20 protein-coding genes are annotated in these 23,549 nt (G+C 36.8%); 4 read left to right on the top strand and 16 right to left on the bottom strand.

Going from position 1 to position 23,549, the window contains the following annotated elements:
• Positions 1–2 precede the first annotated feature (2 nt).
• From ACRXC1_RS03465 to ACRXC1_RS03435, 7 genes are all read right to left on the bottom strand, one after another.
• Positions 3–1,328, bottom strand: a complete 1,326-nt coding sequence (locus ACRXC1_RS03465; RefSeq protein WP_392856989.1) for a PhoH family protein — start codon at positions 1,326–1,328, stop codon at positions 3–5.
• Between the two features lie 115 nt (positions 1,329–1,443).
• Positions 1,444–2,577: a hypothetical protein gene (locus tag ACRXC1_RS03460; protein WP_392911334.1), complete on the bottom strand. Its 1,134-nt coding sequence runs from the start codon at positions 2,575–2,577 to the stop codon at positions 1,444–1,446.
• A 3-nt stretch (positions 2,578–2,580) separates the two neighbouring features.
• Entirely contained in the window at positions 2,581–3,582 is a 1,002-nt protein-coding gene (locus tag ACRXC1_RS03455) for a hypothetical protein (RefSeq protein ID WP_392911332.1), read from the bottom strand.
• Between the two features lie 64 nt (positions 3,583–3,646).
• Positions 3,647–4,873, bottom strand: a complete 1,227-nt coding sequence (locus tag ACRXC1_RS03450) for a pyridoxal phosphate-dependent aminotransferase (RefSeq protein ID WP_433656520.1) — start codon at positions 4,871–4,873, stop codon at positions 3,647–3,649.
• Entirely contained in the window at positions 4,873–5,352 is a 480-nt protein-coding gene (coaD, locus tag ACRXC1_RS03445) for a pantetheine-phosphate adenylyltransferase (RefSeq protein WP_392911328.1), read from the bottom strand. Before coaD ends, ACRXC1_RS03450 begins: the two co-directional genes overlap by 1 nt.
• A 51-nt stretch (positions 5,353–5,403) precedes the next feature.
• Positions 5,404–5,985: an RsmD family RNA methyltransferase gene (locus ACRXC1_RS03440; protein WP_433656518.1), complete on the bottom strand. Its 582-nt coding sequence runs from the start codon at positions 5,983–5,985 to the stop codon at positions 5,404–5,406.
• A gap of 28 nt (positions 5,986–6,013) precedes the next feature.
• Positions 6,014–6,919, bottom strand: a complete 906-nt coding sequence (locus tag ACRXC1_RS03435; RefSeq protein WP_433656516.1) for a hypothetical protein — start codon at positions 6,917–6,919, stop codon at positions 6,014–6,016.
• A 266-nt stretch (positions 6,920–7,185) separates the two neighbouring features.
• On the opposite strand from ACRXC1_RS03435, the gene ACRXC1_RS03430 reads away from it, so the two are divergent.
• Together ACRXC1_RS03430 and ACRXC1_RS03425 are read left to right on the top strand one after the other, a co-directional pair.
• On the top strand, positions 7,186–10,014 hold the full coding sequence (locus tag ACRXC1_RS03430) for a hypothetical protein (protein ID WP_433656514.1): 2,829 nt from the start codon (positions 7,186–7,188) through the stop codon (positions 10,012–10,014).
• Between the two features lie 15 nt (positions 10,015–10,029).
• Positions 10,030–11,658: a ChaN family lipoprotein gene (locus ACRXC1_RS03425; RefSeq protein ID WP_433656512.1), complete on the top strand. Its 1,629-nt coding sequence runs from the start codon at positions 10,030–10,032 to the stop codon at positions 11,656–11,658.
• On the opposite strand, the gene ACRXC1_RS03420 is transcribed toward ACRXC1_RS03425, so the two are convergent.
• Positions 11,659–13,119 carry a hypothetical protein gene (locus tag ACRXC1_RS03420; RefSeq protein WP_392911319.1) on the bottom strand — a complete coding sequence of 487 codons (1,461 nt, stop codon included), beginning with the start codon at positions 13,117–13,119 and terminating at the stop codon, positions 11,659–11,661.
• Positions 13,120–13,298: 179 nt separating this feature from the next.
• Here ACRXC1_RS03420 and ACRXC1_RS03415 point away from each other — a divergent pair, with 179 nt between their 5' ends.
• Positions 13,299–14,096, top strand: a complete 798-nt coding sequence (locus ACRXC1_RS03415) for a hypothetical protein (protein ID WP_433656510.1) — start codon at positions 13,299–13,301, stop codon at positions 14,094–14,096.
• Here the strand turns inward: ACRXC1_RS03415 and ACRXC1_RS03410 are convergent.
• Both ACRXC1_RS03410 and ACRXC1_RS03405 read right to left on the bottom strand, forming a co-directional pair.
• Positions 14,076–14,474: a hypothetical protein gene (locus tag ACRXC1_RS03410; protein WP_433656508.1), complete on the bottom strand. Its 399-nt coding sequence runs from the start codon at positions 14,472–14,474 to the stop codon at positions 14,076–14,078. The genes ACRXC1_RS03415 and ACRXC1_RS03410 overlap by 21 nt on opposite strands.
• On the bottom strand, positions 14,455–14,877 hold the full coding sequence (locus ACRXC1_RS03405; RefSeq protein ID WP_433656506.1) for a hypothetical protein: 423 nt from the start codon (positions 14,875–14,877) through the stop codon (positions 14,455–14,457). The genes ACRXC1_RS03410 and ACRXC1_RS03405 overlap by 20 nt, the downstream gene beginning before the upstream one ends.
• Before the next feature lie 121 nt (positions 14,878–14,998).
• Between ACRXC1_RS03405 and ACRXC1_RS03400 the strand changes: the two genes are divergently transcribed.
• Positions 14,999–15,820: a hypothetical protein gene (locus ACRXC1_RS03400; RefSeq protein WP_433656504.1), complete on the top strand. Its 822-nt coding sequence runs from the start codon at positions 14,999–15,001 to the stop codon at positions 15,818–15,820.
• On the opposite strand, the gene ACRXC1_RS03395 is transcribed toward ACRXC1_RS03400, so the two are convergent.
• The 6 genes from ACRXC1_RS03395 to clpA form a co-directional block, all read right to left on the bottom strand.
• Positions 15,821–16,771, bottom strand: a complete 951-nt coding sequence (locus ACRXC1_RS03395; protein WP_433656502.1) for a hypothetical protein — start codon at positions 16,769–16,771, stop codon at positions 15,821–15,823.
• A gap of 16 nt (positions 16,772–16,787) precedes the next feature.
• Positions 16,788–17,831 carry an aminopeptidase gene (locus tag ACRXC1_RS03390; RefSeq protein ID WP_433656500.1) on the bottom strand — a complete coding sequence of 348 codons (1,044 nt, stop codon included), beginning with the start codon at positions 17,829–17,831 and terminating at the stop codon, positions 16,788–16,790.
• On the bottom strand, positions 17,819–18,445 hold the full coding sequence (locus ACRXC1_RS03385) for a hypothetical protein (protein ID WP_393062040.1): 627 nt from the start codon (positions 18,443–18,445) through the stop codon (positions 17,819–17,821). Before ACRXC1_RS03385 ends, ACRXC1_RS03390 begins: the two co-directional genes overlap by 13 nt.
• A 94-nt stretch (positions 18,446–18,539) precedes the next feature.
• The gene (gene miaB, locus ACRXC1_RS03380) at positions 18,540–20,015 is read right to left on the bottom strand and encodes a tRNA (N6-isopentenyl adenosine(37)-C2)-methylthiotransferase MiaB (protein WP_433656497.1); all 1,476 of its coding nucleotides are present in this window, start codon (positions 20,013–20,015) and stop codon (positions 18,540–18,542) included.
• A gap of 292 nt (positions 20,016–20,307) precedes the next feature.
• Positions 20,308–20,826: a hypothetical protein gene (locus ACRXC1_RS03375; RefSeq protein WP_021266390.1), complete on the bottom strand. Its 519-nt coding sequence runs from the start codon at positions 20,824–20,826 to the stop codon at positions 20,308–20,310.
• A 379-nt stretch (positions 20,827–21,205) separates the two neighbouring features.
• The gene (gene clpA, locus ACRXC1_RS03370; protein WP_433656495.1) at positions 21,206–23,542 is read right to left on the bottom strand and encodes an ATP-dependent Clp protease ATP-binding subunit ClpA; all 2,337 of its coding nucleotides are present in this window, start codon (positions 23,540–23,542) and stop codon (positions 21,206–21,208) included.
• Between the last annotated feature and the right edge of the window lie 7 nt (positions 23,543–23,549).

The following is a 23,549-nucleotide window of genomic DNA, read 5'->3' as shown; positions in this document are numbered from 1 at the left end:
TATTAAAGTAATTTTGAAGCTGTTTCAGAAAGCGCCGAACGCTCACCAACAGTTAACTTCGTATGAGAGATGATCTCTTCAGTTTTTAATCTTTCAACAACATAACTTAACCCGTTGTTGATTTCATCAAGGTACGGACTATCGATCTGTTGAGGGTCACCTGTTAGGATGATTTTTGTTCCCTCACCGGCACGAGTTACAATTGTTTTAACTTCGTGTGGAGAAAGGTTTTGTGCCTCATCAACGATTAGGTACTGACCAGGAATTGAACGACCACGAATATACGTTAGTGGTTCAATGTGGAGAAGTCCGTGATCCATTAGATCAACATATGAAGAACTTGTTCCCGCTCTTCTTTGATCAAATAGGAAATCCATATTATCAAAGATTGGTTGCATCCAAGGACCTAGTTTATCGTTAACATCTCCAGGAAGATAACCAAGGTCTTTACCCATTGGCTGAATCGGGCGAGAGACAAGAAGTCTTGAATACTTTTCTTGATTAATTGTCATCTCAAGACCTGCGGCAATTGCAAGAAGAGTCTTACCAGTACCGGCCTTACCAACAAGAGACACTAATTTGATATCATCATTAAGAAGAGCATCAAGTGCAAATTGTTGTTCCATATTCTTTGGATAGATCCCCCAAACCCCTTCTCTCATTGGGATTAGAGGAACGATTCCTAATTTACTTTTTGAAAAGCGTCCTAAAAGTCTTCTTCTATCATTTCCTTCTTCGTGAACAACTAAGTATTCATTTGGAAAAATTTCAAGCTCTTCCCAATTCTCAAGTTGAAGGAAGCGATTCTTTTCATACTCTTCAAGTTTATCTTTTGGCAGTGGAAGAAAACGGTAACCTGAGTAAATCTCCTCAAGTTTAATATCTTTCATTCCGTAATCTTCTGCATTGATGCCTAAGATATCAGATTTAATTCTTAAGTTAATGTCCTTAGTAATTAGAACAACATCTTCACCCTGCTCTTTTAGAAAAATTGCAGAAGCAAGAATTAAATTATCATTAATTGTTAAATCAATTGTGTCGTGTTGATTTTCAATTGTCTTATCAACAGAGATAATTAGAGTTCCACCATTGTCTAGCTCTACACCATCCATTAGTGATCCCTTCTTGCGAAGGTCATCGATAATTCTTGAGAAGTAACGAGCGTTACGACCATTCTCATTCTGATCTTTCTTAAAACGGTCTACTTCTTCCACAACAACTAGTGGAATAAAGACGTCGTTAGGACCAAATTTGTTAATAGCATTAGGATCAAATAGTAATACGTTAGTATCGAGAACAAAGGTTTTACGTGTCAAAATGCCCTCCATGACATTAAGATTATGGGAGGAATCCTCTCTTAATTAAATTTTAAGTTATGGTAAAAAGGGATGTCAAAGAAAAAGGGCCGTTCACCTTTATGCGTCATGAAACTCAATCAAAAGCCTAAAAAATATCCATGGATGTATCAAATAAAGAAATAAAGATGAAAAGGCGATCACCTTTTGTCTCTTGATAGTTAGAACCAATTTCAACATTGTTAAATCCGGCAGTAATCGTAACAGGCCACAGACGAATCTCGGCACCATAGTTAAGATAACCTTCCCCAAGGCCAGCAAAGAAGCCAAAGAAAGGAATATTCAATTGGGCCCCAAAGTGAATCATACGGCCAAATTCAAGACCTTGATTAATTGGCTTAACATCTAATGCGAGAGAGTAATCAAAAACCTTCCAGTCTTGCTTTACCGCAAATCCTGTATTTACGGCCATAGCGATACGAGGCACTTCTCCATCACCTTCAGTCTTTTTAAAATAAGTATCACCAATATCTAATATTGCCATGGATGCAACAAATTCAGTATTTCCCCAGCCATTAGCATATTCAATTCCAATATCATGTCCTGAACCAGAACCTTTTGAGAATCCAAATGTACTTTTTATTTCATCGATAGAACCAAGGCCGTTTTCAATTTTCGTGATGATATTCGTTGAAAAAATATCAAACTTATCACGTGTCCCCTCTCTCGTTAAATACTTGAATGAATAACCAACAGAAAGGCGCTGGCCTGTCATAATCTTCTTTTTCTGCTTATTTCGATCTCCACCAATTAGATTAAAAGCGAAACCAGTAATGAAGCCACGATCATATGAGTAATCGACATTAAAGGCAGGGTTAACGCGATTTTTTAAAACTATATTAGCGCGATTTTTTGTAAAATAAGAAAATGAGAAGTGATGGGCCTTAATTGTTGAAAAATTTGATGCTTCTAGATAAAGAGGAAATCCCATTAGCTGATTTGCAATCCCTGCTGCATCACTTGGCAGATTAGTAAAACGATCCATATCATCAATAGCATTTGGCCCTGCAAATGTGAAATTAACTGGCGATAAGTCGATGTCGTAATTGGCCCCAAGGCTCGCTGGATTATAGAAAATAGTAAATGAGTCCTGATTGGCAAGTCCCATCCATGCATTCCCCATTAGTTTTGCTCGAGGACTCTCTCCAAGAAAAAACTTTTCAAAGGCCATTGTATGAATGGTCAAAAGAGTAATGAATAGAAGCTTTAGCGAGTTCCTCATTACCTACCTTGAATGAAGTGTTTCAAATAATGCGGCCATATAGTAAGCAATTTGAAGTTCACTTCCCGTAAAATCAGTTACACATTGAGTTTGATTTTTTACTGTCACAAGACTATTAGAAAAGCCTTTAGGCGTAATCACATTATCAACAAAATCTTGTCTCACAGCACTGATATCAGCTAAGAATGTCGAAAGATCAACATCTGTAATATCCCCAAGAGAGATATTTTCAAGAACATCTAAAAGATTATTAAAGTCTGTTACCATTGCACAGGCGCGCTCTAAATGAAGACTAGAGTCACCATTAGTTAAGTCTATGCTTCCAGTATCCGCACCATCATCACATGCACCAGTAACGCCACCTGCTTGAATATAAGCATCGAGATCAACATCACCAAAATAAGAATAAGCAAAGAGACACTCATTTGTTCCAATCGCCCCTGCTCCCTTTGAACCTAAGGCATCAGAGTTACCAAAAAAGGCCATACTCATTCCGTTTCGAACAAAGAGCATATACATTAGAAATGAGTTTATATCTGCAGCTCCGTAACTTCCAAACGTCGCTTCACGAAGAGCGGCCGATGGATCCTTAGTTGCAGGTCCCATTCCTCCAGAGTATGTAAGAACTTCAATGGCCTCGCCAAGGTAGTAGTACGAAAGATCATCAATATCAGTCATGGCCTGGGCCATGGTAAAAGTTGACATTGAGCTTAGAAGATCAGCGCCTGTTGTAATTTTTGTAATTTCATTTAAGAAGAATTCGGTAACTGAAAAGCCTGCTTTACATGCATAAGATGAAGCAAGAAGCTTATAGTAAGTGGCATCTCCACTTTGCTCTTTCATCGAAAGCATCTTCGATAAGGCCTTATCACAGTCTCCTGACGACAAATAATCTTCGACAGAAAGATAACTTCTTTCTAACTCGATTTCTTCGTCTGCACCACATGAGGTGAAGATAGTAAGAGATGTTAAGAGATAAATACTGAAAACAATTAGCTTATTCACAGCTTAATTATCTCTTAACTTAGCCTTTAATTAATAGTGGGAATCAGATACCAATCTTTATAGCCTATTCTTGAGTTAAGTACTCAGCTAAGCTCACAATGGCGTCTCTAAAATCTTCTTTTGGCAGAACTAGAGAAATTCTTGCACAATTTGGTAGTCCAAAGTCTCCACTTGGCACCATCGCCACACCTTTTTGCTCAAGTACTTGCTCACAAATCTCAACTGAGTAATCAGACTGGTCAGTATCTGATGTTTTGAACTTGTTAATGATTGGGGCACTTGAGAAATCAAAGAGGAAGTAGAACGCCGATGTTACCTGATACCAACATTTCTCCAATTTATATTCTCTAAGAACTTCTCTTAGAATTTGAGCATTTTCACGAAGATGTTTTTTTACTGGAGTTAAATATTCATCAACATGATTCATATTATAGCGAAGAAGAGCACGTTGAATAAGTGAACAAGAACCCGAAGCTGTATGCCCCTGAATCTTCTTAATCGCATCAATAACATCCTCATGAGCAATACAGTAGCCAAGTCTTAACCCTGTTGCTGCTAAGCTTTTTGAAATCCCATCAACAATAATTGTACGCGATAAGAGCTCGCGGTCATATTGATAGAAATATGTTGGCTTTGGATCGTAGTAGTTTAATTCGTAGTAAATTTCATCTGAGATAATAAAGGCATTTTCAAAAGGCTTCACAATCTCAGCAAATTGTTTCATCCACTTTTCATTATAGAAAATCCCAGAAGGATTATTAGGACTATTTAAAACAATGGCTTTCGTCTTATCACTAATTAACTCTTTTAATTCTTCAAGGTCAGGTTCAAATGCATTAAAGACTGAGGCTTTAACTTCCTTAAGAACTCCCCCGTTAAGAGAAATCATTTGCGGATAAGAAATCCAATATGGTGCAAAGACAATAACTTCATCACCTGGATCAACAATACTGGCAAAGATATTGGCAAGTACATGCTTCCCACCGTTTCCAACGACTGCTTTAAAGTTATGATCAAACTCATCAAAACTAATCCCACGAGAAGTTTCAACGTAGTCAATAATCTTTTCTAATAACTCGCTATCACCTGCAACGGGGCTATACTGAAAGCTTTTAAGAAAGTCTAACTCTCCCCTAATTGACTCGACGAGCTCTCTTGGCGGACGATAAGGAAGTTGACCTGCTGTTAGGTTATAAACTTTCTTCCCCTCTTGTGCCATGGCAACGGCCTTAGCATTAAGTTTCAAAGTAATACTTTCATTAATTTCTTGAGAACGTTTAGAAACATTCATTAGATCTTCCCTTTTTTAGAAATCCAATTATAAATTGTGTCTGGAACGAATTCCTTAATGACTTTTCCATGCTTGTGAATCTCTTTTACTAGTGAGCTTGAAACATAGTAATTGTCTCTTTCTGTAATAAAGAAAACAGTTTCGATTTCTGGATATAGTCTCTTATTCATCGAGGCCATTTGAAATTCCGCCTCAAAGTCGCCAGTTGGTCTTAAGCCTCTAATGATCGAGCTAATATCATTTGCTTTGGCATAATCTACAATTAGGCCTTCCCACTTATCTGCTCTAATACGAGGCTCGTCTTTAAATGTTTCATTTAACATTTCAACGCGTTCTTCAGCAGTGAAAAGAGGTTTCTTATTTCGATTGTGGGCAACAAGAATAATGACTTCATCAAAGACAGTTAATGACCTCATTAAGATATCTTTGTGACCATTTGTGAAAGGATCAAACGTTCCTGGATAAATTGCTCTTTTCATTGAGTACCTAATTCCTCTTATAAATTTAAATCAATTTTATACGACACCGGATTACAATGCAATTTTTGCAATATAACTCGTACCTTGCTTATAGACTTTTGAGAATGTAAGAGAATGTTTTTTTAAATCGGCTTCAAGAATTCCTTTTTGGCGATCTGACTCGATCCAAACCTCTCCAGAAAATGAAGATTCTTTAAGTAATTTGAGACATTCTAAGTAGACATCTTTTAATTCGTATGGCGGATCAATAAAAATATAACTTTCATCAAATTCGTCTGAAGTAGACTCTAAGTAAGACAAACTTGTTTTTAAGTATGCTTGTGCCTTTTGCTTAATTATCGACAACTCAACGGTATCTACTTTCTTGGAAATTTGCGCCTTATTCTTTTTTAAGACATTAAGAACTTTTGGATGGTCATCAACTAATACGACTTTCTTTGCACCTCTTGATAAGGCTTCAAACCCCATTGCTCCACTCCCCGCAAATAAATCAACAAAGAGACAATTTGTTAAGTCCTGATGAGCATCAAAGAATTTTCGACGAAGCATTACACTCGTTGGACGAGTAATAGATTCTGGGGGAACAAAAAGGGCATGCCCTCTAGCATGCCCACCAAGTATATTTATGGCCATTTAAAACCTTTTAATCTTTATTACAATGTTAAGCGACTTTCTTCGCTTCATCGGCCGACGGAAGTGGAATATTAAAATTAGCTCCACCTTCAATACAGGCCTTAAAGCCTTCTTCTGTGATTGAGACGTCCACACCATTCATTGTTAGTGTAAAGCGGCCATCGACCACACTTAATGTTGCTTGTGATCCAGCGATCGTCAAGTTTACATTAAAATTCATATTACCTGCTGCACTAAAGGCAACTTCCCCACTGTCAGCACTTGTTGGTGCAACATGTGTAAAAGTTGGAGCAGGAGTTTCTTTAGGCGCTTGATTTATCACAAGTACGTTTTCATTGTCTTCATCTTTTATCATTGTTGTTTCTGGAGTTTCTTCCATCTCTAGAGTCGTCGCAGTCGACGCCGCATCAATTTCTTCAAGATCCTTCATAATGGCATCCATTTCCGCATCATCAAAGCCTTCAGAGAACGCTTCTTCTAGACTTGGAGTAGAATCCCCAGCAACAACTTCTTCAATATCTTCTTGAGCAACGATTTGCGCTGGTCCTTCTTCGACCTCAGCAACAGGTTCGGCCTCTGAAACCATCTCATCTAAAGGATTTACCTCTGCTACCATCTCATCAAGAGGGTTTGCTTCAGCTTCCAGAGTATCAAGAGGGTTTGCTTCTGCCACCATCTCGTCTAAAGGATTTGCTTCCGCTTCCAAAGCATCAAGAGGGTTTACTTCCGCAACGGCCTCTTCAACAGCTTCCATCACAGGTGTTTCGGCTACAGGTGCTTCTTCTTCTGTTTCAGCAACCGGCCCTTGATCAAGCTGTCCCGTTAATTCCTTATCGAGGCTTGCGAACTCTGCCATGATGTCATCTAATTCATTTTCAGAAAATCCAGTTTCTACACTTTTTGCTGCTGCATCTTGTGGTTTATTTCCAACCATATAAACTCCGTCTATTGATCCAATATCACTTGTGCTTTTCGACACAGATGACAGAAACTTTAAGAAATAAACATCACTGAAAAATCAATGACTTAGATAGGCCAAGTCGAGAATTTCTATTTTTAAGCATGACAATATGAATGCCCATCGTTATATTTTACTACCAATTTAAAGACGCAACACACGACTTTCCTTACATAGTTTAGAATGTTAACCATCTTAAAGTTTTGAGGATTGTCTGATTATTATATGGAACAACAGGCGAAGTGAAAGATTCATCGTTTTCAGCTAAGAACTGGCTGATTAACAATATTCCTGGACCTAGTGCCGAGGCAGAAAGCCTTGAGGTACAAGAGCATGCAGCATCTGCAGGCGGACCCACTCCTGTTCCATCAGTCCAAAGCGGAGAATTCCTTGTTAGTGATCACATCATTCCTAAATGGCGTGGTGAAAGCTTACTAACTAAAGGAAGTATGAAGTTTAAAAAGATCGTATTTGAACTTTTTACTGAAGCAAAGACACAAGTAAAGTCTTTCAAAAACCGCAACCGCAGTCTTAAACAATCTCTTTTTCAAGAATTTATTGAATATACGACTCACAATGGGATTCACCCTGAGGGAGTTAGCGACTTTAATCAATTTTGGGCACAACTTGATGACAAGAACGGCCCAAGTTACGAGTGCATCCAGGACTTTTTAAAAGTTTACTGCCTTCGTTCTATTAGCGTCTATATCTTAAAGGTTCGCTTTCTAACTCAATTGAGCTCTTTCTATTCAAAGACTCTTACTAAGAATGAGATTCTAAATCCAAACTCAACACTAAGTAAGATCTTTAAAGTATCAAGCTCACGTGAATTATCGAGCCGTGCTCTCGGAACTAATGAATACAGCTGGTTTAGGCCAAATGAGAACTTTGGTGATAGTATTCTAGAGCTTAGCTCTATCCTTAAAGACCTTAACCCGATTGAGTTCTTTAAAGTTTTAAATCATGAAATTCCAAACGAGCTATCAGTTGTTCTATTTCATAATGAAACAGATAAGTACTCTCATGCTTTTAGTAATCGTAACTCTGGTCTAATGATTAATAATCTCTTAATTAATTTTCCAAAGTGGATTGAAAATCATGGTGGATACTTTAATTTCAATGCACAACCACAGTGCCTAAGTACACTATTTACAGGGAACTTCCTCAACTCTCTGACAATCTCTCACTGGATTGCTCAGGAGAATAACTCGACAGAAGCTTGGCAAGAAATTATCTGTCCAGAGTTTAGAGGCGACAACTATGTTAACGGGCAATACTTAAAGATATTCCAAGAAATTCAATTCATGACTTTCTTAGTCTACCTTGCTCCAAGACAGAATAAGGATCCAATTTCTTTAATCGTTTCGCTCTTTAAACAGAAGTCGAATAAATCAAGAATCACAGCTAGTGGACAATTTGCGCTACTCGATGCAACAGAGGTTCAACAAAGTATCTACGATAGAATACTTGTTAACTTAGTTAATATTCCTAAGAAGAACCCACACCACTACCTCATTACAAATATTATGCAAAATGGGGAGCATCTTTCTAATAGTGGTTATATGTACGTCTTCTCTAACCAGAAGCTCTTCGTTCCTTCTCACGCAGCAAAGAACGAAGCACTATTTAAGCAATACAAGCTACTAATGCGTTTTAATCTAGAAGGACTTAAGGGCAAGGGGGAAATCCCTCGCTACTTCTACATCTTCTCAAAACGCGTTGTTGAAAATAAATTAGATATCTTCGGTAACCCGGATGTAAACTCGACTCTTCTAAAAGAGTCATGCCTATCTGTGAATATGAATGGTGACCTAACTCACTTCTCTAAGTTTGATTTCTTCGTTGAAGAAATTGATAAATTATTCGCAAACAAGAAGGCCATTGACGCTCCACTTTTCTCAAATGAGACAAAGTGTGGACTATCATTTGAATTCCACCAGGATGCTATCTTAAACGGAAAGCTTCTAAGTAATAATAGCGAAAGCGATAAAATCACTCACCCACAATACTTTAAGAACTTAACTAAGAGTTGTATTCCTTTTGACCAGTTCTTCAGTGTGGAGTCTCTTTCAAATTATCGTGAAGATGAGAATTATGATCTTTTAGGTTTTAACTTAAACCCACAAGAGCGCTACCCATATCTTCTAATTGTCGATTTCACGAACGAAAATGATATTAAACTTGAGCTAACAACAATTGATTCTCTGAAAGCGAAAATTGAGGAGTATGGTAATGCTTACTTCCAATACTTTGGACTTCTTCCTAAGATTTCAAATCTAAATATCAACCTATTTAGAGAGTTCTTTAAGACAACAATTGGTAAACAAATTACTCAACTTACTTTCAATGGTGGACTTAAGAAGACTAAGGCAAAACTAAATGCCATGTTAATTCCAAAATTCCTAGAGAAGACGGAATTCTTACCAACTCATCATATTGAATCTCTACAAGATATCACTCTTTCAAAAGAAGATATTCTGAAGACAGATTTTTCAGTATATACACAGAAACTTGCATCTAAGGTTGATACAATCAATCTACTTGCTAAGCGCTGGCCTTGGCACACAAGCTGTATCCTTTCTCACCTGAAAATTATCATTGGAAATTACCGTGATCAGGTAAATAGTGGAAAGGTTCAGATGAAGTACGATTACTCTTCAAATGCACTAATTGGAAAAATTGTCGCTCTACCAAAGACTCCAATTTATCCAAACAACCAAGATATTTATCTTGAAACTCTTATTAGTGAAAGAAGTGACATTCACCTTCCACTAACAAGTGCAATCTTTGAAAAGTCTGAACACACAACGAAGCTTAGACTAATTTCTAATGATACTGAAGTTCTTAACCTACACGGGGAACTTCAACTTCTACAATTCATTCAGTTCATTCTTACAAGTGCCGTTGGAACACCTATCTCAACAATTATTCAGTCACTTGAAGTACCTGCAGCTATCGAGCTGAACTCATTACTTGCTGAGCAGGATCAAGTTGCTCAAAACGTAAATGAGACATTTGCTCTTATAAATAACACCCTAAATAATATCATTATTGGTCAAATAAATAATTAGTGATATCATAGACTTATGCAATTGAAAGTCGATGAGACTCACCGGAGTATCTACCGCTATTTTAAAAATAAGGCCAACTCTCTTGAAGGAGAGCCCACGCCTCTACTAAAGAAATATCGGCAAGATCAACAGCGCTACGCTCGCCGCGAGTTTCAAAAGTCGAGTGTAAGTCAATTATACGAATCAATTGATTCCTCTGATATTATCTACCTTGGAGACTTTCACACTTTTGATCAGAGTACGAGAAATCTCGAGCGTATCATTCGCATTCTAGCAAAAAGTGATTATCAATTTGCTATTGGTGTGGAGTTCATTCATATCAATCATCAATTCTATATTGATTCTTACCTAAAAGGTGCAATTACTGAGCTTGAGTTCTTAGAGTCAATTAACTACAAAAACTCATGGCGTTTTCCTTGGACTTTTTACAAGATTTTCTTTGACCTTGCTAAGGATCATAATATTTCAATTCTTGCTCTTAATACCAAAGGTAACCTTGAGCAAAGAGACAAGAAGGCCGCAAAAAAAATTGCAACTTATCATAGGGAAAACCCTGAGCAGAAGTTACTGATTCTCTTTGGTGAGCTACACATCGTTCCTAACAAGCTCCCTCAAAAAGTTTTTGATTTTGCCAATAAAGGTGTCGTTCAAACGATAATTCATCAAAACACTGATGAGGTGTACTGGAAGCTAGTTGAAACTAATAAACTTAGATCAGACCAAATTGTTAAGTATAATATGCGAGAGTTCGTTCTTGTAAACTCACCTCCTTGGCTTAAGTATGAGTCTCAAATTTACTGGTATGAGCACTTGGCCGATGATCCCGAATTTGATATTCACGAGTATATTATTGAAACTGGAACGCTTAAGTTCTCAGATAATATCTTTGATAACTTTGCTTACTTCTGTCACGAAATCAATAATACTCTAAATCTTGATATTCCAATTGGAGAGGTTGAGGACTTTAGGATCTTCGATCAACAAAGCCTAAAGAGAGTAAAGAATACAATTAGTAAACTTAAGTCAAAGAAGGCCATTGGCTTTTATAATAAGCTACTTGAACATGGAAAAACGTTTAAGCTTCCATGTAAGAAAGCCTACTACTGCTCAAGTTATTCCATAAATCGAATTTCTTACTTAGCAGGAATTCATATTCACCAGTCAAAGTTAAAGATTCCAGAAAAGGAAATTGTGGGCTTCTTTAACAAAATAGATCGTACAAATTTATTTGTCTATCTCGTTCATAATTATATAAGCGCGTATTTTTGTTCTAAACTCTTTAATCCGTATCGAAAATGTAATATGTATAAAGACTTTCAATACATGGCCCGTCACAATAAACAGGTAAAGAAGACAGATAAGATGGTCTTTAAGGCATGTTTAAAGCTTTGTAATAAAAGGGTCAATGTAAATGAAGAGCTTAAGGGATTAAACCTCTACCAGCTTCATAAGGCCTCACGAAAAGTATCCCATATGCTGGCCGACATTATCTTCGACTACTTCTTTGCAGCAAATAGAATTGAGTATAAAGATGTATACAGGCTTGTAGCATCAGATGATTACTCAAATGAAAACTATCAAAGCCTGTTAAATGAAATTGGAAATTTAGTAGAAATTAAAAAGCTTAAAAAACGCGAGTTCTAATTACATTAGTCTTTGCATAATTTCGCGCTTAGTACCCTTTTCAATGCGAGTAACTTTCTTAGAAGTATCTTCCTTAGCTTCCGTAAACTCCTCAGCTCCCTGCTCAACACTCTCTGCTTTAGCGGCAGAAGTAGCAGTAACAACATCTTTTGTCTTAAAGATTAACTTGTACTTACGCCCAACTGGTTGTAAATCGTCGTTATAAAGATTTGCAAGCTCGAGACGTCCTGAAATATCTTTCAGAAGCTCTCTTACTATTTGTACAGATGTTTCAAGCTCAGTTGAGTTTTTACTCTCTCCATATGATGAAATACTTAGATAGTAAATTGCTCCAAGAGTCTTACCTTGAACTTCAATTGTCCTCTTATCTTCCTCTGCATTGATTGAGTTCTTAGCTGCATCTAAAAGAATATTATATTGAATCTGCTCAATTGTTTCTCTCTCACCAATGATTTCTTTTTCATTAGTATCAATTTTAAATTCGATTCCCTGCTCTTTGTACTGATCTTGTACCTTACAAGCGATGAAACGATTTACAGATGATATTTCACAACTTTGTACCATTGGTACATTTGTTTCATTATCACCACTTTCATTTGATTCACTCATAGACCAAATTTGATCTGCAACTTGCTTTGCATCTTGATCATCGTCAGAAAGAACCATTCCAAAAGTTTTATTTTCATTAGAAGAGATCGTTGCCTTTCTCTTCTCTTTTTTGAAATTTTGTTTTTGTGCTGAGTAAAGTCTTGAACAATGCTTCATTTCATTAAGCTCTAGAGCATTAATAATAACACTTTCGATCTCATCGAAGTTCTCTTCTTGGTTAAGCATAAGTAAACTTAAGGCTTCATCCTCAAGATCTTTTCTTCTTTGCATAACAATTTTCTTAAAGATTAATTCCCATGCAAAAGTAAATAAGAAAACTCCTGCGACAAGAGCAAGTGAAATTTTAATATTTGAAAGTGAATTAGAAATTGTTTCAAAGTGATTCTCGATAAGAATTGAACCCGCATCAGCAGCATCTTCAAATTGAGAGAATTTTTCATCAACATTACTAGAGAAGTTTTTATCAGTAACAGAGAACCCCTTCCCTGTACTTCTTAAACTCTCATGAAACCAGTGAACATTAGAGCTAACTGTATTAAATTTTTTAACGATAGCTGACGAGAATTTTCCATACTCAGTCATTAGGTCTGAGACTTGTGCGAAACACTCTCCAGTTTGGGCCGTAAAGTTACTATCAAGATATGTAGAATTCATATCTCCTGCTACTGCGGCCGTGTAGGTCTGCTGAACTCGTGTGCTACAAATTTGAATTCCATTTTGAATTGTTGAAACCAGTTTATAACTACTTGATACACCACTTAACATATAAGCAATGACTAAAATTGAGACAGAAGATAGACCTAATATTCCTAATCTCACCTTTGAAAATTTGTATTGAACTGGTTTACTCATCCATAAGTCCTTAAAATTACGTAATTCATTTACTATTGCACCAACTAGCACACTTTAATTCTACCTACTCATTGCGCTAGAATAAAGAGTAGACAAATTTTACCAGTTTAAATGAGATTCCTTTGTCCCTAACCAAGTAAAATGGTACAATTTTTATAGGAAAATCCGGCCGGAGAAAAATGATCAACTATATAACAATCCTATTTTCCCTCGTTTTGCATGCATTAATACTAAGTCTAGTATTCGATGCCGGCGAATCTAAAAAACTGGCACAAGAAGAGCCGATAAAACTTAAGTTTAAGCAAATTGAAGTTAGAAAGATTGGACTTGATAAGGCCCAGGATAATCAAAACCTATTTGGTCAACTCGCTTTTGGTAAACCGTCCTATAGCGAAAAAGAAATTAAGCGCGTGGATCAAGAGGTAAAAAGCCGCTCATCTGCCCTATCAAAGAAAGAAGAACAAAGAATCATCAAAGCGGCCAAGAAAGAATCTTTACAAAAAAATCAGATTCTTCAAAAAAGAATTTCTAAGGAAAGCTTTAAAGATGCAAATTGGACTAACGAGTTATCTCACGTTCAAGAGGCCACAGTTAGTTTTCTTCCTCCAAAAGGGATTAGCCCAGACAAGCTCAATGAATTTGAAAAAGTATTCTATGCTTTCTATAAGCGTGTTGCCATTCAATATATCAACTCTGTTCAAATCTCAGTAAGAAACCGAGTTAACGAAAGGCCTTATGTCCAAGAAAGCCTGCGCTCTGCTTCAGCTCAAGAGCTCAGGGCCGTTGTTCGCTATGACGAAGAAGGGAATGCAGAAATTGTAAAGATTCTAAAATCGTCTGAAGACGATGATATACACAAAATTTTTGAGAAAGCTCTCGGAAATATGAATAAAATCCCTAATATTGTCAAAGATCTAAAAGACGAAGATGGTAAGTACTATGCAATCTTCACTCTCTCAGTAAATACACGCCGCTAAGATTAGCGTGGCCACAATGATCAATTGTAATTTTCGTGGAATTCCAAAAGTAATGAAGATAAAGAAGTCCTTCAAGCTCAGATTGTACTGACGCTTTCTTATAATCGGACTCCCCTTTATCTGATCCTCTTCTAACTCGGGGATTAACTCATCGAGCTCACGCAAAAGAATCTCTTCAACTTCAGTGTTGGCCTGATACGAATTAAATTCGTTTATGAGCTCTTGCTTTTTAAGCTCATACTCCAGTATTTTTTGGCGACAATCTAGGCATTGAGAAATATGTTGTTCATTTTTTACAAAGTCACGACTTTCTAAATAGGTCATCTGCTTTGAAAAGAAACATTTTTTCAGATTATTATTAATTAATTGTTCTTCCATCAAAGCTCTCATTTAGATTAATGCTCTTATGCGGTAGTTGATCGATATAAGATAAGACTTGCTGTTGTGAAATCTTTAGGATCTCTGAGATATCATCAACGGCTTCACCTTTAAACTCAAAAAGGTAAAGACACGCCCTTTGTTCAACTGTATTCAAGTTACCACTTCTATTATTTAGAATTTGCTCACTTCTTTGCTTGGCCAACGATATTAACTTTAATAAGAATTGACGCTCAAAGTATTCATTATCAATCTTATAGAGAGTCTGACTATCTTGGGCAACGAAGCCTGTTGCCACATCAATAATAAGTTGCATCGCCTGCAACTGATCTTGAATCAAGTAATTGGCAACTTGATAAAATTCATCCACTAATTTTCGAATAAGTTCTTTTTTAACTAACACAACATAATTTTAGCAAGCTTTAGAAAAAATGCTACTGAGATTTTAAACACTTAAGTGAAGATTAAAGTATATTCAATAGATTACCGATAAAATAGTGAGGAAATGTAAGAACGAGGATTACATGAGAAAATTTATATTATTGGGAACTTTAGTACTCATGACATTAACGAGCTGTACTCAGCCGACTAACTCTAGAGCTAATTTTAGTAACTCTAATGGAAATGGTTGGGATAACAATAACTCTGGAAACGGTAACGGCGGAGGCTGGGACTGGGGTGATGGCAGTGATGACAGCGGTGATAATGGCAATAATGAGCAAACTGATCCAGGTGATGGTTACGGTAGCGGTAACGAAGAGGGTGATGCCGATGGTGGCCAAACTCAAAACTTCTATACCGTTGGAAGTATTATCCTGCACGGAAACTCACGTGTTTCTTCTGGCTCCAATGTAAGATGGTCCTCAACATCACTTGGAACAGGTCAAGCAATGCTCTACACAGACTCTCGTTTTAATATTCGCGTCCGTCCAAGAACTGCTCCTTCTCAAGGAACTTACGACGATTACGGCGTTAAATGTCACTATAATCCACAACAATATAAGAAACTAAGAATTAAGCTTTGTCTTAGGGCCGAAGGACAGCCTTGTAACTTAACAAGAACTGTAACTTTTGGTGATATTACAAATGAAGAAGTTTCAAAAGTTAAGGAATTTTCTGGCTCAACACTACCGACAACTTACGGGCCAATGATTGTGGACATTCTTGATGTTCAGTGGGATTGGTCTTGCCAATACTATTTAAACCAAGGCTATAGCCAAAGTGATGCCGTAACAAATGGTTATTGTCCAATGGCATCGGTATGGCCAAATGACTGTGTCGCCTTTGATCTTCAGTTTTCAACTGACTCGACAAAGGACTTTCCAGCGTCAGCTCCAAGAATGTAATTATTTAAACAGATCGAGTGCGAGGTTTCTTTTCATAGCAGAAGAAACCTCCACCATTAAGCCTGGACACGTCACATTTACTTCAGAAATTCTTCCACCTAAAATATCAAATGCAATTAAATCAACACCATCGGCCATAAGCTTTTCGCAAATATGCTGACATTCCGCCTTTACCTGAGCGTCTAATTCTACTGCTGAGTACTTTGCTCCTTGAGCAATATTGGCAAGGAACTCTCCTTCTTTAGGAACCTTAAGAATTGTTCCCAACTCCTTAGCTTGGTAGAAAATTGTACGAATTTCACCTTCAACAACTGAGTTATCAAATTCTTGTACAACAACAGGACCTTTAAACTCATCGCATTTGGCCTTAAAATGCCCCTCAAATTCGTTTAAGCTCACTTTTTGAACACCAATACCCTGATAGAGATCTAAAGGCTTTAAAATCAATTCCTGAACGCCTCGGGCCTCAAGTATCGAAACAAATTTCTTTGCTCCCGACAAAGAAGTTCCCACATAACTGTCGAGACTTAACTCTCTAGTGTAGGCCGCAAGCTTTTCATTGTGCTTCATAATCCCTAATGGGTTATTTAAAACTTGAACACCATACATATCAGTAAGGAAATTAAGCATCCAAAGATAGCGCTGGTAGCGCGAGTCATATGGAGGATCGATTCTCATGTGAATCGTCGTATTTGAATCAACCGAAACAACTTCTGAAGATTCATCTACTTTGAAGCCTTCAACATAGAAGTTTTCATTAATCTTTCCACTAATTCGGTAGCAGTCGAACTGAATACCGTTAGCATTTTGAACAAAGAAGTCCTTTTCAAAAAGAACGTAAACATCCTCACCTCTTTCTTGCATCGTTAAGGCAATTAAGATTGTAGAGTCTTTCTTTGTGACAAGTTTTTCGATTGGATCAATAAAGAATAAGTGCTTCTTGTTTTTCATAACAAGAAAGATATCACTAATTTAACGATTTGGAATTAAAAAGATAGTTCTCAAAACTTCCCTCGATATCGTCATCGAGATACCTTTCATAACGTTGCTCAATATTTGCAAAAAGGGCCTTAAGGTCTCCATTAAATTGCTTTGCGTACTGAGTGATATAAGATTGGCTTTTCTCATAAGTCATAAACGCAGCTAGAGATGCCGTGTTCCACTCCATTTTTGCGGGCCAACAATTTGTCACCTCAAGCTTAGTGCATAGACTGTTGAGCTCCTTAGGCATCGTCTTTGAAAGATATTCCTTCTTTGCATTCTCCCAATCATCTTGCTTTAGGATATCCTTAAGCTTTTGAGCGTGATCAGTGACGGCCTTTTTAAGCTTAGAGTTTAGCTCTAGATTTTTAAAGTAACCGTCCAACTCTATATCATCTTTGTAATATTCGATCAGCATTTGTTCGCCAAAATAATTAGCAAGATTTTCATTGAGATCAACCTCACTCTTTGCAAAGAAGATAGTGTGAAATAGTTCATGAAAGACAGTTTCTGTTAAGCTATATTTTCCATATTCAAAGAAAGAAGAAAGAATGGGGTCGTCAAAGTTTCCCAGCGTCGAGTAGGCCAAGACATCCCTTGTATAAGTCTCATACCCTTCTCTTTCGAGCCCCTTAGCAAATTCCGTAGCAGACTCTTCTTTAAAAAAGCCCAAGTAAGGAAAGCAGCCATAGAAAGTGAAGCACTCTTTACGGGCCTTAATTTCATTTGGCCTTGAAGCGATAACCAGATAAGTAACTGCACGAGACTTCAAGAGAGTCGTCTTAGAATAAATATCTGTCGATGGCCTTTGCCAATAATTATAGAAGTAAGTCTTATAAGTTTCGATTTGTTTAATTTTGGCCTTATACTCTTCACTAACTTTTGGGTCTTCTAAAACTTCATGGTTCTTTCTAGCACTCCAAAGAATATCCACTTGGCCAATACCTTGTTCTGTTAGATAGCTGATCTTGGCACATGATAGACAGCTTAATAAAAGAGAGTATTGAAAGATTCTTTTTAGAATAACCATGAGATCCCAGCGTTATAACTTAGCTGATCTCTCGCCTCTTCAAATTTGAAAGCACGAAAGACCGTTCTTACTGAGCCCTTAATTGAGAAAGTTCTTGTTAGCATCATTTTTAGAGCAAAGGCACCAAACATTGCATCATAACTCGACTTCTCTTCTCCAGACTTAATGAGATATTCGGTTGAAGTATCTAAGTCCTTAACTAAAGTTGTTGAATAAAGAGTATATTGTTGTCTACTCCAACCTAATGAGATGAGCGGTTGAAGAAATGATTTACGGCCAGAAAGCGCCTGTCTAATACCAATTCCAAAGCTTTGAGTTTTAATATTGGTATATTCGTTTTCAATTACTAGGCCTGTCGAAAGGTCAGAGTTGTCGTACTTTCCAATAATTTCATTCTCAGATTGAGAAATATTAAACTCTATCCCAGTTTTAGAAAGAAAGTAGAATGTAACTGATCCAGCATATGTTCTCTTTGTTTCATAAGACTGGCGATCAAGCCCAAAGATATTCTTATTGTAGTTAAAATCGAGATCAAGTTCTGTAAGGGCCATTGAATTCATCGATAAAAGGCCTAAGAACATAATTTTACAAAGTAAGGGTAAGCGTAATTTCATAATATCCTCAAAGTATACTCAAGGATATTTTACAACTTACGAACTCATCAATGCCTATTTAGGCAAAGAACTCCATTTAACTTTGTCATTACAACTACTTATTTAAGCGGCGACCATGATCTTGAAGTAGTTCACCCTGGCAAGAGAGTGCAGTTGTCGAAATACACTTAACGTCAACCCAATGCCATTTAAGATTAAGGTCTTCGTTTTCTGCTGGTCCCTTAAAGTGAATTAGGCGATTACAATTTGTTCTCCCCTTCCACTTCGTTTCACCTTTCATTGTGTTCGAACCTTCGACTAGCACGCGGTATTCATTGCCAACCATCTTAGCGCGAATCTTTTCTTGAATTGCAAGTTGAAAAGCTTGTACCTCATGAAGACGTGACTTTCTAATTTCCTGAGTTAGGAAATCTTCCATTTTTGCAGCACGAGTTTTACTTCTTTGTGAGTAAACATATGAATAAATGAAATCAAATTGAGCTTTTTCAAGTAAATCAAGTGTTTCTTTGTGTTCTTCATCTGTTTCATTTACGAAGCCACAGATAATATCAGTTGAAAGAACAATATCAGGCCTGGCAGCACGAAGTTTTTCTAGAAGTCCTAGGTAATGTTCTTTAGTGTACTCACGATTCATTCTTTGAAGAACAGTATTTGAACCAGATTGAACTGGTAAGTGTAAATGTTTTGATAACTTTTTCGCTGCTCCGTGAGCTGCAATTAAGTCATCCGACACATCATACGGATGTGAAGTTGTATATCTTAAAATTTCAAGGCCGTTAATTTGGTCAAGATCCATGATTAGATCACTTAATCGCTCCCCATTTTCTTTTCCAAAAGAGTTTACGTTTTGACCAAGTAGCATAACTTCTTGAACACCTTGGTATTCAACTAGTCTTCTTACATCCTCAACAATCTCGGCCTGTTTTCTTGAACGTTCGCGGCCACGAGTGTAAGGAACGATACAGTATGTACAATATTTATCGCACCCTTTGATAATATTTACGAATGCTTGTGGTGTTCCATGATTAATTTTTGTTTCAATTGAAAAATTACTTGAGCGGTCCCAAGTATTAACAGAGAATTTATCATCCCCTGCATATGTGCGATAAACCATATCGTTAATTGTATCAATTGTATCTGGACCGAAGGCAAAGTTAAGGTGCTTAAATTTTTTAACAAGATCCTTCCCTTCAGTTTGGGCCACACATCCACCAACACCGATAACAAGATCATCACCTTTTTGCTGCTTTAAATGCTTTAGCTCACCTAATTGTGAATAAAATTTATTATTAGCAAGTTCCCTAACGGCGCATGTATTGAAAAGAACCAGACTGGCCTCTTCCAAATCTTCAGTATGAGAAAAATTTAAATTCTTTAGGTGTGAAAGAATACGTTCAGTATCATGATAATTCATCTGACAACCGTATGTTTTCATCCAAACCTTTCTTGGTGGAAATGCCACATCACCCAATTGAACGATACGATCACCTGACTTTTCATCAATAAATGATGAAGCAACGTGATTTTGCTTACTTACACCTAGACCTGTTGGAGAAATATCTGTTGTCATGAACTTTTCCTTCTAACGCCTTTGTTTCATTTCCCCTGACCAACCTACGGGCAGAATTAAGAGATGACAATCTTATAAGTAACTGAAATGACGAGAAAACCAAGGAGATAACTACAGTTTCAAAGACTGTAACATGTTGAAATCATTGAATTATTCTTATCGTATCAGCTATAAAATCTGGCGATAATATGGTCTTTTTTTAGATGTTTTTGGGTGGAATGTAAATAGATTTGAAAATAAGAAGGCCCGCTTAAAGCGGGCCGACTCATTATTGAATTAAGAATTGTGTTTCTTACTTCTTTTTAGCAACTTTTTTTGTAGCTTTTTTTGCTGTTTTCTTAGCTGCTACTTTTTTTGTAGCTTTTTTTGCTACTTTCTTAGTTGCTTTCTTTGCAGTCGCTTTCTTAGCTACTTTTTTTGTAGCTTTCTTTGCAACTTTTTTCTTTGTAGCTTTCTTAGCTACTTTCTTAGTAGCTTTTTTAGCAACTTTTTTCTTTGTTGCTTTCTTTGCTACTTTCTTAGTTGCTTTCTTTGCTACTTTTTTCTTTGTAGCTTTCTTTGCAACTTTTTTCTTTGTTGCCTTCTTTGCTACTTTTTTCTTAGTTGCCTTCTTTGCAACTTTCTTAGTTGCTTTCTTTGCTACTTTTTTCTTTGTAGCTTTCTTTGCAACTTTCTTAGTAGCTTTTTTAGCTACTTTTTTCTTTGTAGCTTTTTTTGCAGTTTTCTTTGCTGCTTTCTTAGCTACTTTTTTTGTAGCTTTTTTAGCTACTTTTTTCTTAGTTGTCTTTTTAGTAGTTTTCTTAACTGCCATTGACATCCTCCTGGTTTTTTCAATACTTATGTTTATGGTAAACATAATTTTATTTGTGTGCAAATAAAAAATTACTTTTTGATAAGCATAAGCATCTTTTTTATTTCCCTATGTTCCTTTTTAACTTCGGATTAATTTTGAAATTACTTTACATTATTTTTAAAGAAAACCTCGAAACGAGCCGACAGCAAGGCTTTTCCAAAAAACACAAAACTTTCTAATCTTCCTGATAGACGTTAGTTTCGGACTTACTCTTATAAAAAAATTAAGCGAATTTTTTTTTCATTTTTTTTCAAAAGAATAAGCAAAAACTGCCCTTTCAGGGCAGTTTCAGCATTTAAAAAATGTAAGTTTGATTGTCATTTGTCTTAGAAAAGTTTTAAAAATTCAATTTTAGATCATCGTTTTCAACGACTACTTCTATTTTTCCACCGTGAGTTAAACTTCCAAATAGAACTTCAGTAGAAATTGGCTTCTTAAGCTTCTGATCGATGATTCGAGCGATTGGTCTTGCCCCCATTTTTTCATCAAATCCATTTTCGGCAAGCCAAATTTTAGCTTCTTCACTTAAAACGATCTCAATATTTTTAGCAGCTAACTTAATTTCAAGTTGTGAAACGAATTTTTCAACAATTTTAACAATGTACTCAGTAGAAAGTTTCTCAAAGTGTACAATTCCATCTAAACGGTTACGAAATTCAGGGCTAAAAAAGTTCTTAATAGTCTGATCTCTCTTACCTGTATTCTTTGAAGATGACTTTGCAAGGCCAATAGATCCACTATCCATTTCCTTAGCTCCAGCGTTCGTCGTCATGATTATCACTGTGTTTGTGAAGTCTGTTGTTCTCCCTTGAGAGTCTGTTAGAGACCCATGATCCATCACCTGTAGAAGAATATTATAGATATCCACATGTGCTTTCTCGATTTCATCAAGAAGTAGAACAGAATGTGGGTTTTTCTTAACAGCATCTGTTAATAAACCACCTTGGTCATGGCCAACATAACCAGGAGGCGAACCAATTAGCTTGCTGACTGAATGTTTTTCCATGTATTCTGACATATCAAAGCGCTCAAGGTGACAACCTAGTTGGATGGAAAGTTGTTTAGCTAACTCTGTCTTCCCTACTCCGGTTGGGCCTGCAAATAGGAAGCTAGCAATAGGTTTTCCTTCATCACCAAGACCAGATTTAGACATATAAATGGCCTGAGACACTTCATCTACTGCATGGTCTTGTCCAAAAATAAGCATTTTAAGATTCTTATTTAGATCCTTAAGCTTATCTTTTTCAGTCGTCTCAACAGTAATCTTTGGAATATTGGCCATTTTGGCCACAACATCTTCAATATCCTTCTTTGTAATCGATGATTTCTTCTTACTTTCAGGTCGAATTTGATTTAAAGCACCTGCTTCATCAATGGCATCAATTGATTTGTCTGGATTTTTACGATCCATTAGGTAGCGAGATGTTAGGGCCACGGCTTCCTTGATGACATTGTCAGAGATCTTAACACCATGATAAGACTCAAACTTAGGTCGCAGTCCTTTTAAGATAGCAATTGTGTCCTCATTTGAAGGTTCATCCACATCAATTTTTTGAAATCTGCGGTTAAATGCCGGATCTTTTTCGATAAACTTTCTATGCTCAGCATATGTCGTTGAGCCAATGATGCGAACAACTCCACGACTTAAAGCAGGCTTTAATAAGTTAGAGGCATCCATACTTCCACCAGAAGTTGCTCCGGCACCCATTACGGTATGCATTTCATCAATAAATAAAATCGCCTTTTTCCCATCCTTATCGAGCTTTTCAAGGTCTTTAATAACACCCTTAACTCTTTGCTCGAAATCACCTCTAAACTTTGCTCCTGCAACAAGGGCGGCCATATCAAGATTGAAAATAGTTGTACCTTTTAAGATATCTGGGACTTTCTCTTCAACAATACGTTGTGCTAGACCTTCGACAATCGCAGTCTTACCAACTCCGGCTTCTCCAACAAGAAGTGGGTTATTTTTACGGCGACGACAAAGAATTTGAACAATTCGGAGGGCCTCTTCTTCTCGACCAACGAGAGGGTCAATACGATTCTCTCTAGCTAGCTCATTTAAGTTAACAGTAAACTTAGCTAAGAAAGAATCTCCTTTCTTAGAACGAGATTGAGGTTCTTCACCCTCAACATATTCAATACGAGGAACTTCTTCTTCATCTTGATCTGGTCCAAGTCCATGGGAAATTGCCTTAACAATATCGAACCTTTCAATCCCCTGCTTTTGAAGAGAATAAAGAGCAAAGCTTTCTTTCTCTTGAAATAAAGAAACGAGTAGGTTGATACCTAGAATCTGACTTTTTCCACTGGACTGCACATGAATCGCGGCCCTTTGAATGACTCTTTGTAGAGACATTGAGATTTCAGGTTGGTAAACAATCCCGTTTTCTCGTGCCAGCTCCCTTAACTCATCGTTAACGAATTGTTGTTTAGAAAGAGACTCAATTTGATCCTCTGATAGAATACTAAAGTTAGATTCATCGTGGATAAACTCGTTAAGCTCACTTTCAATTTCTTCAAGGTCACCACCACAATATTCGATTATCTCTCTTACATTTTCATCTGCAAGTAGAGACAAAAGGACATTTTCAAGAGTCAGATATTCGTGCTTCAAAGTATTTGCTCTTTGAATTGACTCATTAATGATGGTTTCTAATTTTTTTGACATCATTTTATAA

This window comes from Halobacteriovorax sp. GFR8, from assembly GCF_050955245.1.
Classification (GTDB): domain Bacteria; phylum Bdellovibrionota; class Bacteriovoracia; order Bacteriovoracales; family Bacteriovoracaceae; genus Halobacteriovorax_A.
The sequence above is the reverse complement of the archived record's forward strand: the minus strand, read 5'-3'. Positions and strand labels throughout refer to the sequence as shown.